Raw genomic sequence first — 13,334 nt, 5'->3', positions numbered from 1 at the left:
GAGGCCCGCTGCGTCGTCCGCCGCGCTGTTAATGCGCTTACCCGACGACAGACGGGTGATCGCCTGCGACAGTGCGCTGCCGGAAGCGTTCAGGTTTTCCTGAGCGACCAGCGAGCTGATATTGCTGTTAATGCTGAGCATGAGGGTTCTCCGTAGAGGCGTTAGTCTTCAAACAACATGGCAACGTTGAGATCGGCGGAAGCACTCGTTCATTGCTGGCCGCCTCAGTGAAGGTTGACGGCGTTGAGAAAAAAAACTTGAGAGAGCGAACACGATCGGACGCATTTGTTGTAACGCCGCGCCGGTTGCGGCTCTCCGGCCGCTTTGCCGAAAATCTTTCTGATTCAGGCGTTTGGGACCACCCGGAGAATCTGTAAAAATTTGTTAATGACACGGGCTGCGCGGCTCGCACGAGGCTGAGCGGCGACCATCGGCGCGCGGGAGCATGGGTCCCTGCGATATGGTTTCTATTCGAATTGCATCGCGGGTTGCGTTGCCTGCGGCATCGGCTATATGGGGCACAGGCAGGTTGCCATGATGGCCGGCGGATGCGGCGCGCGGCCGGCGGCGGCGCGGACGACGCCCCGAATCTACAAGTCCCTGACGAACGCAAAAATGAGTGGCCTGCGACGCATATTCCTGATATGATCGCGGATTGGATTGAGATCGCCGTTGGGCGGCACGGTCACTCGTGAAGTAACCGGTGTCAGCGTGAGCCAGCGTCTGTGGTGAACTTCCCACCTCTCTTTTCCGGCCTCCGGGCCGCTTCGCAAGCTGTTTGCCCTGTTCCGGCCTCGCGTGGCCAAGAGCGGCGGGGCATCCCACCGGAGCGCCGGCGCGTGAATCACCTCACGCAGTTGAAACCGTATCAATGATCGAGTTAGGAACTCCATGACGACCATTTTTTTGAAGGAAAACGAGCCGTTCGAAGTGGCGATCCGCCGCTTTCGCCGCGCGATCGAAAAGAACGGCCTGATCGCCGAATTGCGTGAGCGTCAGTCGTACGAAAAGCCGACGGCAGTTCGCAAGCGCAAGAAGGCTGCTGCGGTGAAGCGCCTGCACAAGCGCCTGCGCAGCCAGATGCTGCCGAAGAAGCTCCACTAAGCATCGACGGCGCCACCCGGGCGGTAAGACCTGAGCATCAGGCGCGCGCGGGGCTCAGATAAAAAAGCGGGGTGAACCTTTCAGGTTCACCCCGCTTTTTTGCGCTGTCCACGGTGTTACAGTCGGGTCGCGCTCAGCGGCTTGCGTTCCGGTTACGCCCCTTCTTGCCGAGCGCCGCGCATTTCGCGTGAAATTCGCAGTTCGCCTGATGGTCGTTGACCATGCCGACCGCCTGCATGAACGCATAACAGATGGTCGTGCCAACGAACTTGCAACCGTGCGCCTTCAGGCCCTTGCTAAGCGCATCGGAGACTTCAGTCGACGCCGGCGCGTGCTGGTAGCTGGCCCACGCGTTCTGGATCGGCGTCTGGTCGACGAACGACCAGATGAAGTTCGACAGGGACCCATGTTCTTCGCGAATCTGCTGGACCGCGCGCGCATTCACGACCACCGACTCGAGCTTGGCGCGATTGCGGACGATCGACGCGTCGAGCATCAACGCGTCGATCTGCCTGGGCGTGAAGCGGGCGACCGCGTCGACCTCGAAATTCGCGAACGCACGGCGGTATCCTTCACGCTTGTTCAGGATCGTCGACCACGACAAGCCGGCCTGCGCGCCCTCGAGCACGAGCATCTCGAACAGATGGCGATCGTCGCGGGAGGGGACACCCCACTCTTTGTCGTGATAGTGTGCGAGTGCTTCGCTGGTTGCCCAGGTGCATCGCTGCGTCACGCGTTGTTGTGTCACATTGGGCTCCTGCGGGGTCGTGGGTGGGAAGGGCTTTGCAAGCATAGCGGATCGCTACCGGTTCGCAAGCCGGCCATTCGGCCGCGTCATTTTCAATGAACCTTTATCCAATGGATACGCACTTCTATCTGATTGGCGTCGATGGCGGGGGCACGGGCACGCGCGTCGTGCTCGGCGATGCGCAAGGGCGCGAACTGGCGAGCGCCGCGAGTGGCCCATCGGGCCTCGCGCTCGGCGTCGAGCGCGCGTGGCAGTCGATCGAAGCCGCCAGCGCCGATGCATTTGCGCGCGCCGGCCTCGCGCTCGACTGGTCGCGCTGTGTGGTCGGTTGCGGGCTGGCGGGCGTCAACAACCGCGACTGGCTCGCTGCGTTCCGCGACAAGGCGCCGGCCATTGCGGGCCTCGCGGTCGAAAGCGACGCGTACACGACGCTGCTCGGTGCGCATGGCGGCGCCCCTGGTGTGGTGGTCGCAATCGGCACCGGCAGCATCGCGGCATCGCTCGATCATGCCGGCGCCTGCCGGATTGCCGGCGGTTACGGCTATCCGACCGCGGACGAGGCAGGCGGCGTGTGGTTCGGCCTGCGCATCATCGTTCATGCGCAACGGGCGCTCGATGGCCGTGCGCCGCTCGATGATCTCGCGCGCGCACTGCTCGATCGGGTCGGCGCACGGGACCGCGACAGCCTCGTTGTCTGGCTGTGTAGCGCGAATCAGACCGCGTATGCGAGTCTTGCGCCGGTCGTGCTTGCGCATCGCGATCATCCAGTCGCGGCGCGGCTGCTTGCCGAGGCCGGTGAGCAGATCGAACAGATGGCCACTGCACTGAATCCGGACGGTTCGCTGCCCGTCGCGCTGTGCGGCGGGTTGTCGGTGCCGTTGCGCGAGTTCGTGCCGGCCGGCCTGCAGGCACGTCTGCGCGCGCCGCTATCCGACTCGGCGCACGGCGCACTGCAGCTCGCCCAGCGGGAAGCGGTGAAGGTTTTCCCCACGGGCGCGTGATCGGGTGGCGCGCGACGATAAAATACGAATTCCGAAGTCGTTCGCTGCCCATATTATGTATAGCGTCATCGCCACCGATCTCGACGGCACGCTGCTTAACGCAAATCATCAGGTTGACCCATTCACGGTCGCGACCGTACGCAGCCTCGAAGCGCAAGGGCTGCATTTCATTATCGCGACCGGTCGGCACTATTCCGATGTCGCAGGCATTTGCGATGTGCTCGGCATCCGTCCGTATCTCGTTACGTCGAATGGCGCGCGCATTCACGCGCCCGACGGCACGATGATCCATGCGCAGAACCTGCCGCCCGTCACGGTGAAGCGTCTCGTGCAGCCGGAGATCACCGGCGCGCATGGCCGCGTGATCGCCAATCTGTTTGCGGACCGCGAATGGTTCATCGACCGCGATGCACCGCACCTGCTGCGCTACCACCAGGATTCGGGCTTTATTTATGAGGTCGTCGATCTGCATGCGCACGATGGCCGCGACATCGCCAAAGTGCTTTATATCGGCGAGCCCGACGATCTCACCGCCGTGTCGGCCAATCTCGAACTCGAATTCGGTGCGTCGTTATACGTGACGTATTCGATGCCCGACTGCCTCGAAGTGATGGCGCCGAACGTGTCGAAGGGGCGCGCCCTGCAGGTCGTGCTGGACCGTCTCGGCATCGATGCCGCCCGCTGCGTCGCGTTCGGCGACAACATGAACGATATCGATCTGCTTGAAACCGCGGGTCACCCGTTCATGATGAACAACGCGAACCCGGATCTGATCGCAAGGCTGCCGGCGGTACCGCGCATCGGCAATAACTTCGAGGCGGGTGTCGCGCATCATCTGCGCAAGCTGTTTGAGCTGCCCGACGAAGTGATGCCTTGAAGGTTTTGAAGAAGGAGTGGGCGGACGCAATCCGTTGCGCCCGCAATGAGTTGATTTTGAGCCGGTCACTTCCGGAGTCGTTAGCGGCGGCAGCGGCGCGTCAGTCACACAGTAGATCGACACGGCCGGTCGACACGCGTAGCCGTATGCTGCGTCGCTGCCAGTCGATGGCAGTCCATACCTGAGACTCAGCTCCGGTTAGTCATGCCAGTTGCCTCGGCTTCGGTCGTGGTCCCAGCCGCGGGGATTCTGATCGCGGTACGCCCAGCGATGATCGTCGCCGCGGTTCCAGCCGTGATAGTCCGCGCCGCGGTCCCAGTGCGGATAGTAGACCGGCTGCGCAGCCGCATACGCCGGCGCTGGCTGAACATATGCGGGTGCCGGCGTACCGAGCGACAGCCCGATACTAAGGCTGCTATGCGCCTGCGCGACCCCGCATGCACCGGCCGCGAGACCTGCTGCGATGAGCAGATGAGTGACGATGCGCTTCATGTTGGTTCTCCCATAACGCGACACCTCGGTCGCACAAGTCCAATCTACGCATTCCGCTGGCGGGGTACTGAGACAGGATGTTACGGAGTGCAAGCGCCGTTTTGCGGTTGAATGAACCGACCACGCTCGCCGCGTGCTGCAAAGCCGTATCGCGCGTGGCGTTGGCGAACCGCGTATGCGCGCAGTGCAGAATCGCGTGGCATGTGCCGTAAACCCGTCTTACATCTGTGCCGTTTCTTTAATCGAGCCCCCGTGGCCGTGCCGGCAAGCGCGCTTCACTACGATGCAAAACGCCAGATGAACCTCACACAAGCGATTCGCGAGACTCGCCTAACGGAACCCGCAATTACCCGGATATATCCCGATTGGAGCGCATTCGAACAGACTCATTTCGAATGCAGGTGTCAACTTTTGTTAATTCCGCACTGGGGGACCCCATATTCTTCGTAAAATTTGCGGCGCATTTAGCGGATTCTTTCGCAAAAATTATCAGAAGTTTTCGCGTAAAATGCATTATTGTCTGTTGCGGACTTTATTAAACAACGCTAATCTCCGAACCGACGGGGTTGGACAAAAAGGGAGGCCGAAATGTCGCAATATGCTGATCTGAAGGTTCAGATCGCCAAGCTGCAAGCTCAGGCGGACGAAGCCCGCCGTGTGGAAGTCGGCAATGTGATTGCCGAAATTCAACGCCAGATTGCCGAGTACGGTTTGACGCCGCAAGACCTGGGCTTTGCCGCTGCGGCACGGCGCGGCCGCCCGCCGAAGAAGGCGCCGCTGCCGCCGAAATACCGCGATCCGAAATCCGGCAATACGTGGAGCGGCCGCGGCAAGCCGCCGAAATGGATTGCCGGCAAGAGCCGCGACCGCTTCCTGATCGGTCAGGCGTAATCGAAGTGTATGGATATTGCGTAACCGGGCGTGGACTGAACCATACACGGTTTCGCAATGGTTATCCGGTGTTTGCTGAAAACCGGCTCTGTCAGAGTAATTCGGAATTCGGCGAACACGGGTAATGCGCGATGTAAGGGCGATCCAAAAGAACCTGCAATCGATCGACCCGAAAACCGTGCCCCAGGTCAGATACCTGGCCCGGCTGCGGGCAATTAAAAAGCCGCCTTCGAAAGGCGGCTTTTTTACAAATTCCCCGCGTTCTACCGTGATCCGGATGTGCGCAAACGTTTTACATCTGGATATTCACGAAAAGCGCATGGTTCAAAACATCGCAAAGCCGGTGACGAAACCGCGTGGCGCCGACGCTCGGTCCGGCGCCATACGCACCGCCATCGTTAGCCTGCGGCGGCGACGCGGCGCAGGATGGGCCGGCGTGCAGCCTCGATCAGCGTCATATAGCCGTCGACATAGTTCTGCGCCATCGTCTTCGCACTGAAGCGCCGCTCGAACTGGGCGCGGATCTTCTCGCGCGACAGCTCGTCGATCCGCTGCACGGCGGCAACCGCGCCTTGCAGATCCTCGACGATGTAGCCGGTCAGACCGTGATCGATCACCTCCGGCACCGAGCCGCGGTTGAACGCGACCACCGGCGTACCGCACGCCATCGACTCGATCATCACGAGGCCGAATGGCTCGCTCCAGTCGATCGGGAACAGCAGCGCCTTCGCGCCCGACAGAAACTCGGGCTTCTGCGCCTCGTTGATCTCACCGATGAATTCGACGTGCGCCTGCGAGAGCAGCGGCTCGATTTCCGCCTTGAAGTACTCCATATCGACCTTGTCGACCTTCGCGGCGATCTTCAACGGCAAGCCGCTTTGCGCGGCGATCCGGATGGCTGTATCGACACGCTTTTCCGGGCAGATCCGGCCGAGGAAGGCCAGATACTCGGGCTTGCGATCGGTACGCGGCGTGAGCAGATCGTCCGGCAGGCCGTGGTAGATCGTGTTCAGCCAGTTCGCCTGCGGCAGCGGCTGGCGCTGCGAATCGGAGATCGAGATGACCGGCGCATCGGCGAATGTATCGAACACCGGCTGCAGTTCGGGCAAGTCGAGCCGGCCGTGCAGCGTGGTCACAAACGGCGTGTCCAGCTGCGTGAACAGCGGAAACGGCAGGTAGTCGAGGTGAAAGTGCAGCACGTCGAATTCGTGCGCCATGCGGCGCACACGCTCGAGCAACAGCATGTGCGGCGCCATTGCATCGCGGATCGTTGGATCGAGACGCAGCGCGCGCGGCCATGCGGCTTCGAGCCTGGCGGACGTCACGGAATCGCCGCTCGCGAAGAGCGTCACGTCATGGCCGAGGTCGACCAGCGCCTCGGTAAGGTAAGACACGACGCGCTCGGTGCCGCCATAGAGCTTCGGAGGAACGGCTTCGTAAAGCGGCGCGATTTGTGCGATTCGCATTGTATTGACTCCTGTTCAAAGGGCTACTTCGCACGGCGGCGCAAGAGGCGCAGCGAAAGGCGAGTGCCGGTCGGACGGACGGGCGGGGCGCGTGCAAACATCTGGGTGCACTCGCCCGATGGCGGCCTGAAGCCGAAGCAGGCCAAAATCGGGTTATCCCTTAAGGCCCATTATCGGTATCCAGCGTGATAATTCGACCTATTTTTCAAACGCTTAATGTTGTTACAGCGGGAAACACCGGCTGTTGCAATTGCCCCACCGGGCATGCCGGCCTTATCCGACAACCCTTTGCGGCCGCCCGACATGATCGGCGAGCCGGCCCCCTGATGGCAAGCGGTACGTCGGCGGTTACACGTTCTTTGTTGCGGTCTGATGAAATCGCCCTATAATTCGCTCGCCGTTTTCCCCTCCGTCCGGCGCATTCGTCCGGTCAAAAAATCCCTCAAGCTTCCTTCCCCGTTTCTGTAGGAAAAATTCCTACAGAATTAATGGACAATTCCGTCGCATAAAAGGGGCGTATGTCCGCTTTTCGTGCGAATGCACTAAGGACACAATGCGTGCACGGTCATCACACTGCCGTTCGTGTCCCCATAACGAGTTGAGTGCGGACGCGAAGGCAAACGATTTCGTGCCGGCCAGACAAGATCAGTCAAGACCAATCAAGCTTCAATCCAGGCATCAAATTCGGGGGAATCATGAGCGCTGCCGTCGCTAGTAGTGACATGCTCAATGAGATCAAGGAAGTGAACCTGTCGTATCTGTTGCTCGCGCAACGTTTGCTGCGAGAGGACAAACCGATGGGCATGTTCCGCATGGGAATCTCGGAGCAGCTCGCCGACGTGCTTGCGAATCTGACGCTCGCGCAGACCGTGAAGCTGTCGGCGTCGAACCAGTTGCTGTGCCGGTTCCGTTTCGACGATCACGCGATTCTTTCTTCGCTCGCCGACAAGGGCAAGCCGTCTTCCGTCAGCCAGGCGCACTCCGCGATCCTGATGGCGGGCCAGCCCGTCGAGCAGATCGGTTGATGCGCGCCGCGTCGCAGGATTGCACGCGACTCATTGCGCGGTTCGGCTTGCGGCCGATCCGGCCGGCCGCCGGCTATCAGACGGAGCGCGCCGCCCATGGCCACTAAGAGCGTGGTGCTCGAAGTGCGCGAAATCACGCTCGCGATCGAACTGATCGAACTCGGCGCGCGCTTGCAGTTGCTCGAAGCGGAAACCAGCCTGTCGCGCGACCGCCTGATCAAGCTGTACAAGGAGCTGAAAGGCGAATCGCCGCCGAAGGGCATGCTGCCGTTCTCGACCGACTGGTTCATGACGTGGCAGCCGAACATTCATTCGTCGCTGTTCTACAACATCTACCGGTTCATGTCGGCGCGCGGCGGGTGCGAGACGATCCAGTCGATCGTCAAGGGCTACCGGCTGTACCGCGAGCACGTGCAGATGCACGGCGAAGAACCCGTGCTGAGCCTGACGCGAGCCTGGACGCTCGTGCGCTTCTTCGATTCCGGGATGCTGCAGCTGATGCAGTGCACGCGTTGCGGCGGTCATTTCGTCGCCCACGCACATGATCCGCGCGCTGGCTTCGTGTGCGGACTGTGCCAGCCGCCTTCGCGGGCGGGCAAGACCCGCAAGGCCGCGGACGACCGGGCGCGCGCGGCGGCGTGACTGGGGCCCGGGTTGGCCCGTCGGCCCGTTCGCGCGCGGCGCAAATGGCCGGCGACGCCGGCTGCGCGGGCCGCCTGAACCGGCCGCAAAGCGCCGCCGCCCCAAGGTTTACACCGGGGCGGCATGTCGCTTTTTCCATCAAAGGTTTTTCGTTCCTCTGCCGTAAACCCCTTTAACGACGATCTCCGTCGCCTATTTTGGGGGCTCCGCGGTGCTGATTTTCCTGGGAACACTCGTGACGCTGCTGTCCGTCTTCGGCGGCTACATGCTGGAGGGCGGCCATCTGGCTGCGCTTCTGCAGCCGGTCGAAGTGCTGATGATCGTCGGCGCGGGCGTTGGAGCCTTCATTCTCGGCAACGGGATGAAAACCATCAAAGCGACCGTGCGCGTGATTCCGACGCTCTTCAAGGGCTCGAAATACAACAAGGACGTCTACATGGAGCTGATGGCGCTCCTGTACGTGCTGCTCGCGAAGGCCCGCAAGGAAGGCACGCTGACGCTCGAAGCCGATATCGACGATCCGGAGAAGAGTCCGATTTTCACGCAGTATCCGAAGATCCTCGCCGACCGGCATATCGTCGAATTTCTGACCGACTATCTGCGGCTGATGGTCGGCGGCAACATGAATGCGTTTGAGATCGAAAGCCTGATGGACGAAGAGATCGAAACGCATCACGCGGAAGGCGAGGCGCCAAGCCATGCGCTCGCGAAGATCGGCGACGCGATGCCGGCCTTCGGTATCGTCGCGGCGGTGATGGGCGTCGTGCATACGATGGCGTCCGCCGACAAGCCGCCCGCGATTCTCGGCCAGATGATCGCGCAGGCGCTGGTCGGCACGTTCCTCGGCATTCTGCTTTCGTACGGGCTGATCGGGCCGCTCGCGAGCGTTGCGGAACAGCGCGTGACCGAGTCGACCAAGATGTTCCAGTGCATCAAGGTGACCATTCTCGCGAGCCTGAACGGCTATGCGCCGGCGATTGCCGTCGAGTTCGGCCGCAAGGTGCTGTTCTCGACCGAGCGTCCGTCGTTCTCGGAACTCGAAGAGCACGTGCGGCGCGTGAAAGCGAAGTAAGCAGGCGAAGTAAAGCCGGCGAAACAGGCCGGGTTGAGTCAGGCAGGCGAACCGGCAAAGCGGATTTGAAGGCAGGGGCAGGCGGAGCAGCCGAATGAGCAAGGATAAGGATCGCGCGATTGTCGTTAAACGCTCGTCGCCGGGCAAGAAGGGTCACCACGGCGGCGCGTGGAAGCTCGCCTACGCGGATTTCATGACCGCGATGATGGCGTTCTTCCTGCTGATGTGGCTGCTCAGCTCGGCCAGCACCGTGCAGTTGAAAGGCATTGCCGACTACTTCAACCAGCCGCTGAAGATCACGCTGTGGGGCGGCGACCGCAGCTCGACCGACTCGAGCGTGCTGCGCGCGGGCGGCCGCGACGTGTCGACCGACCGGCAAGGTGTGATGCGCCAGACCGACGGCACGACGCGCAACGGCACGCATTCGGTATCGCACAACGACGACGAAGCGGCGGCGCAACTGCAAGGCCAGCTCGAACGGCGCGAACAGGTGCGCCTGCACGACCTGCAGGTGAAGCTGATGGCCGCGATCCAGGCGAACCCGGTGATGCGCCAGTTCAAGCAGCAGATCCGCATCGACTCGACGATCCAGGGCTTGCGCATCGAGATCGTCGACTCGCAGAAGCGGCCGATGTTTGCGACTGCGAAAGACGTCGTTGAACCGTATATGCGCGACATCCTGCGTGAGATCGGCAAGACGCTGAACGACGTGCCGAACCGGATTGTCGTGCAGGGTCACACCGACGCGGTGCCTTACGCGGGCGGCGAGAAAGGCTATAGCAACTGGGAGCTGTCCGCGGACCGCGCGAGCGCGTCGCGGCGCGAACTGGTGGCAGGCGGAATGGACGAGTCGAAGGTGCTGCGCGTGATTGGTCTTGCATCGACGCAGAACCTGAACAAGGCCGACCCGCTCGACCCGGAGAACCGGCGCATCAGCATCATCGTGCTCAACAAGAAGTCCGAGGACCAGATGATGCAGGACGATACGACGACGACCACGCTGTCGAACGATGCCGGCGGTTCGGCGGCGTTCGCGCCGCCGCTGCTGCAGAAGATCGCGCAGCCGGCTGTCGCCATACCGGCCGCACCGGCTGCGCGGGCGCCGGGCGTGGTGGTGCCGGACGTTCCGGCGCCGGGCATCGCGACGCCGCAGCCAGCGCCCGCGGCACCGCAGATCAAGTAAACCCATATTCGAGACGCAGCGAGGTTTTCATGATCAGGCACATTCTCGCGATCGACGATTCGGCCGCCATGCGGGAGATTCTTTCCGCGACGCTGACGACCGCCGGCTACGACGTGACCGTCGCGGCGGATGGCGACGAAGGACTTGAGCACGCGCTTGCGATGGCGTTCGATCTGGTGCTGACCGATCAGCACATGCCGGGCAAGACCGGCGTCGATCTGATCGTCGAACTGCGCGCGAACCCGGCCTATGAGGCGACGCCGATCCTGTTGCTGACAACAGAATCCGGCGAGCCGTTCAAGGCGGCGGCGCGCGCGGCGGGCGCAACCGGCTGGATCGAGAAACCCCTCGACCCGGACATGTTGACCGAGCTGGTCCAGACGCTCGATGCGCCTGACTGAACCTGAACGCACCGCCACGCGGCACCTTGCGTAGCGGACAGCAGAGCAAAAAGCGCAGCAAGCAGCACGAGCCCAGCAGACAGAATCATTCGCGGTGAACCAGGCATGACACTCGATATCACACAGTTCTATCAGACGTTCTTCGATGAGGCGGACGAACTGCTCGCGCAGATGGAGCAGTTGCTGCTCAATCTCAACGTCGGCCAACCCGACCCGGAAGATCTCGCTGCGATATTCCGCGCCGCGCATTCGATCAAGGGCGGTGCCGCGACGTTCGGCTTCACCGCGCTCACCGAGACGACGCACATCCTCGAATCGCTGCTCGATCGCGCGCGCAACAACGAACTCGTGCTGCGCAAGGACATGATCGACACGTTCCTCGAAACGAAGGACGTGCTGTCCGGTCAGCTCGCCGACTACCGCGCGAGCCAGGAGCCCGACGCGGCGGTGGCCGCGGCGATCTGCGCGAAGCTCGAGCGGCTCAACGCGGAGAACCGTTTCGGCGCCGAAGCAGCGGCCGCACCCGCACCGGCGCCCGCCGCCGTTCCAGCCGCCGCCGCGCCAACGATTGCGCAGCCAGCGCCGGCTACGGCGGGCGCGACGCCCGAGCACGTGGTCGACCAGGCTGTCGATGCGGCCAACGCGCGCCAGGGCGGCGACGCGGCGGCCCATGCAACACCGGCATCAAGCGGCGCAGCAGACACCGCCGGGCCACATCTGAAAATTACGCTACGGGGAGTTGGTGAGAAAGACGAGGCGCTGCTCGCTGAAGAGTTGGGCAACCTCGGACAGATCGTCGGCCAGGTGAAGACCGGCAGCGATCTGACGCTGTGGCTGGAAACCGATGTGCCGTCCGACGACATCATCGCGGTGTGCTGCTTCGTCATTGACGAGAGCCAGATCTCGATCGGCCGCGGCAGCGCGCCGGCGGGCGACGGACAACCTCAGGAAGCGGCGGCGCAAGCCGCACACGCCGCGCCGCAAGCGCCGGCGCAACCGGTGGTTGCGGCACCGGTTCCGGCTGCTGCTGCGGCGCCGGCTGCGGTGGTGCCCGTTGCCGCGCAAGCCGCCGGCGCAGCGGGCCATGCGGGTAGCGACGGCGCCGCCGCGCCGGGCCTCTCGCCCGCGCCTGCCGCAGCATCCGCGCCGGCCGCCGCGCAGGCATCCGGCGACCACGACCGCAAGGCGCGTCCGGCAGCGGCGGCGGGGGCGGAAGGCAGTTCGATCCGGGTCGGCGTCGAGAAGGTCGATCAGCTGATCAACCTCGTCGGCGAACTGGTGATCACGCAGGCGATGCTCGCGGAAACGACGAGCACCTTCGATCCGGCGCTGCACGACCGCCTGTACAACGGGATGGCCCAGCTCGAGCGCAATGCGCGCGACCTGCAGGAAGCGGTGATGTCGATCCGCATGATGCCGATGGATTACGTCTTCAGCCGCTTCCCGCGCCTGGTGCGCGATCTGGCGGCGAAGCTCGGCAAGGAAGTGGAACTCGTCACCTTCGGTCAGGCGACCGAACTCGACAAGAGCCTTATCGAGCGCATCATCGACCCGCTCACGCACCTCGTGCGCAACAGTCTCGATCACGGCATCGAGACCGTCGAGACGCGCCGCGCGTTGGGTAAGGACGGCACCGGCCAGCTGGTGCTGTCGGCCGCGCATCACGGCGGCAACATTGTGATTGAAGTGAGCGACGACGGCGCGGGTCTGCGCCGCGACAAGATTCTCGCGAAGGCGCTGAAGCAGGGGATGGCGGTCAGCGAATCGATGACCGACGAGGAAGTGTGGAACCTGATTTTCCTGCCGGGTTTCTCGACGGCCGAACAGGTGACCGATGTGTCGGGCCGCGGCGTTGGCATGGATGTGGTGAAGCGCAACATCCAGTCGATGGGCGGTCACGTCGAAATCACGTCACACGCGGGCAAGGGCAGCACGACACGCATCGTGCTGCCGCTCACGCTGGCGATTCTCGACGGCATGTCGGTGAAGGTCGGCAACGAGATCTTCATCCTGCCGCTGAACTTCGTGATGGAGTCGCTGCAGCCGCGCGCCGAAGATATTTACACGGTCGCGAACGGCGAGCGCGTGGTGCGGGTGCGCGGTGAATATCTGCCGCTCGTTGCACTGCATGGCGTGTTCACCGTCGAAGGCGCGCGCACCGATCCGACGCAGGGCATCGTCACGATCATGGAAACCGAAGGCCGCCGTTTTGCGATGCTGATCGACGAACTGGTCGGCCAGCAGCAGGTGGTCGTGAAGAACCTCGAAACCAACTACCGGAAAGTGCATGGCATATCCGCGGCGACCATTCTCGGCGACGGCAGCGTTGCCCTGATTGTCGACGTGGCCGCGCTCAACCGCGAGACGCGCGCCGCGCACGGCGCGCTCGCGCTGGCGTGAGCGGGCGACGCAGCGGCATCCGGTAACCGTCA

General features: G+C 62.9%; 14 protein-coding genes. 10 read left to right on the top strand and 4 right to left on the bottom strand.

Features of this window, described 5'->3' with window-relative positions:
* On the bottom strand, positions 1-141 hold a 141-nt coding region (locus HV796_RS19720), incomplete at its 3' end, for a flagellin N-terminal helical domain-containing protein (RefSeq protein WP_484555916.1).
* A gap of 750 nt (positions 142-891) precedes the next feature.
* Here HV796_RS19720 and rpsU point away from each other — a divergent pair.
* Complete coding sequence (gene rpsU / locus HV796_RS19715) at positions 892-1,104, top strand: 30S ribosomal protein S21 (protein WP_075155305.1); 213 nt, start codon at positions 892-894, stop codon at positions 1,102-1,104.
* A gap of 133 nt (positions 1,105-1,237) precedes the next feature.
* Here the strand turns inward: rpsU and HV796_RS19710 are convergent, their stop codons facing one another.
* Positions 1,238-1,837 carry a DNA-3-methyladenine glycosylase I gene (locus HV796_RS19710; protein ID WP_246355940.1) on the bottom strand — a complete coding sequence of 200 codons (600 nt, stop codon included), beginning with the start codon at positions 1,835-1,837 and terminating at the stop codon, positions 1,238-1,240.
* A 125-nt stretch (positions 1,838-1,962) separates the two neighbouring features.
* Here HV796_RS19710 and HV796_RS19705 point away from each other — a divergent pair, with 125 nt between their 5' ends.
* A complete protein-coding gene (locus HV796_RS19705) occupies positions 1,963-2,853 on the top strand; it encodes a glucosamine kinase nucleotide-binding domain-containing protein (protein ID WP_175228185.1) in 891 nt (296 codons plus the stop codon).
* Positions 2,854-2,908: 55 nt separating this feature from the next.
* Positions 2,909-3,730, top strand: a complete 822-nt coding sequence (locus HV796_RS19700) for a Cof-type HAD-IIB family hydrolase (protein WP_175228170.1) — start codon at positions 2,909-2,911, stop codon at positions 3,728-3,730.
* Between the two features lie 198 nt (positions 3,731-3,928).
* On the opposite strand, the gene HV796_RS19695 is transcribed toward HV796_RS19700, so the two are convergent.
* Positions 3,929-4,222 (bottom strand): hypothetical protein, encoded by a 294-nt coding sequence (locus HV796_RS19695; protein WP_175228169.1) that lies wholly within the window; start codon positions 4,220-4,222, stop codon positions 3,929-3,931.
* 588 nt (positions 4,223-4,810) lie between these two features.
* Here HV796_RS19695 and HV796_RS19690 point away from each other — a divergent pair.
* On the top strand, positions 4,811-5,113 hold the full coding sequence (locus tag HV796_RS19690) for an H-NS histone family protein (RefSeq protein WP_175228168.1): 303 nt from the start codon (positions 4,811-4,813) through the stop codon (positions 5,111-5,113).
* A 398-nt stretch (positions 5,114-5,511) separates the two neighbouring features.
* On the opposite strand, the gene HV796_RS19685 is transcribed toward HV796_RS19690, so the two are convergent.
* The gene (locus HV796_RS19685; RefSeq protein WP_175228167.1) at positions 5,512-6,579 is read right to left on the bottom strand and encodes a glycosyltransferase family 4 protein; all 1,068 of its coding nucleotides are present in this window, start codon (positions 6,577-6,579) and stop codon (positions 5,512-5,514) included.
* Positions 6,580-7,274: 695 nt separating this feature from the next.
* Between HV796_RS19685 and flhD the strand changes: the two genes are divergently transcribed.
* The 6 genes from flhD to cheA all read left to right on the top strand — a co-directional run bounded on the left by flhD (position 7,275) and on the right by cheA (position 13,302).
* The gene (gene flhD, locus HV796_RS19680; RefSeq protein ID WP_175228166.1) at positions 7,275-7,604 is read left to right on the top strand and encodes a flagellar transcriptional regulator FlhD; all 330 of its coding nucleotides are present in this window, start codon (positions 7,275-7,277) and stop codon (positions 7,602-7,604) included.
* 96 nt (positions 7,605-7,700) lie between these two features.
* The gene (gene flhC / locus HV796_RS19675; protein ID WP_175228165.1) at positions 7,701-8,246 is read left to right on the top strand and encodes a flagellar transcriptional regulator FlhC; all 546 of its coding nucleotides are present in this window, start codon (positions 7,701-7,703) and stop codon (positions 8,244-8,246) included.
* A gap of 211 nt (positions 8,247-8,457) precedes the next feature.
* Entirely contained in the window at positions 8,458-9,318 is an 861-nt protein-coding gene (gene motA / locus HV796_RS19670; protein ID WP_134191637.1) for a flagellar motor stator protein MotA, read from the top strand.
* Between the two features lie 94 nt (positions 9,319-9,412).
* Positions 9,413-10,501, top strand: a complete 1,089-nt coding sequence (motB, locus tag HV796_RS19665; protein ID WP_175228164.1) for a flagellar motor protein MotB — start codon at positions 9,413-9,415, stop codon at positions 10,499-10,501.
* 29 nt (positions 10,502-10,530) lie between these two features.
* Complete coding sequence (locus HV796_RS19660; RefSeq protein ID WP_175228163.1) at positions 10,531-10,902, top strand: response regulator; 372 nt, start codon at positions 10,531-10,533, stop codon at positions 10,900-10,902.
* A 105-nt stretch (positions 10,903-11,007) separates the two neighbouring features.
* Positions 11,008-13,302: a chemotaxis protein CheA gene (cheA, locus tag HV796_RS19655; protein WP_175228162.1), complete on the top strand. Its 2,295-nt coding sequence runs from the start codon at positions 11,008-11,010 to the stop codon at positions 13,300-13,302.
* The last annotated feature ends 32 nt before the right edge of the window (positions 13,303-13,334 follow it).

It is taken from the genome of Paraburkholderia humisilvae (assembly GCF_902859855.1).
Classification (GTDB): Bacteria; Pseudomonadota; Gammaproteobacteria; order Burkholderiales; family Burkholderiaceae; genus Paraburkholderia; species Paraburkholderia humisilvae.
This window is presented reverse-complemented; position numbering and strand designations above follow the sequence as displayed.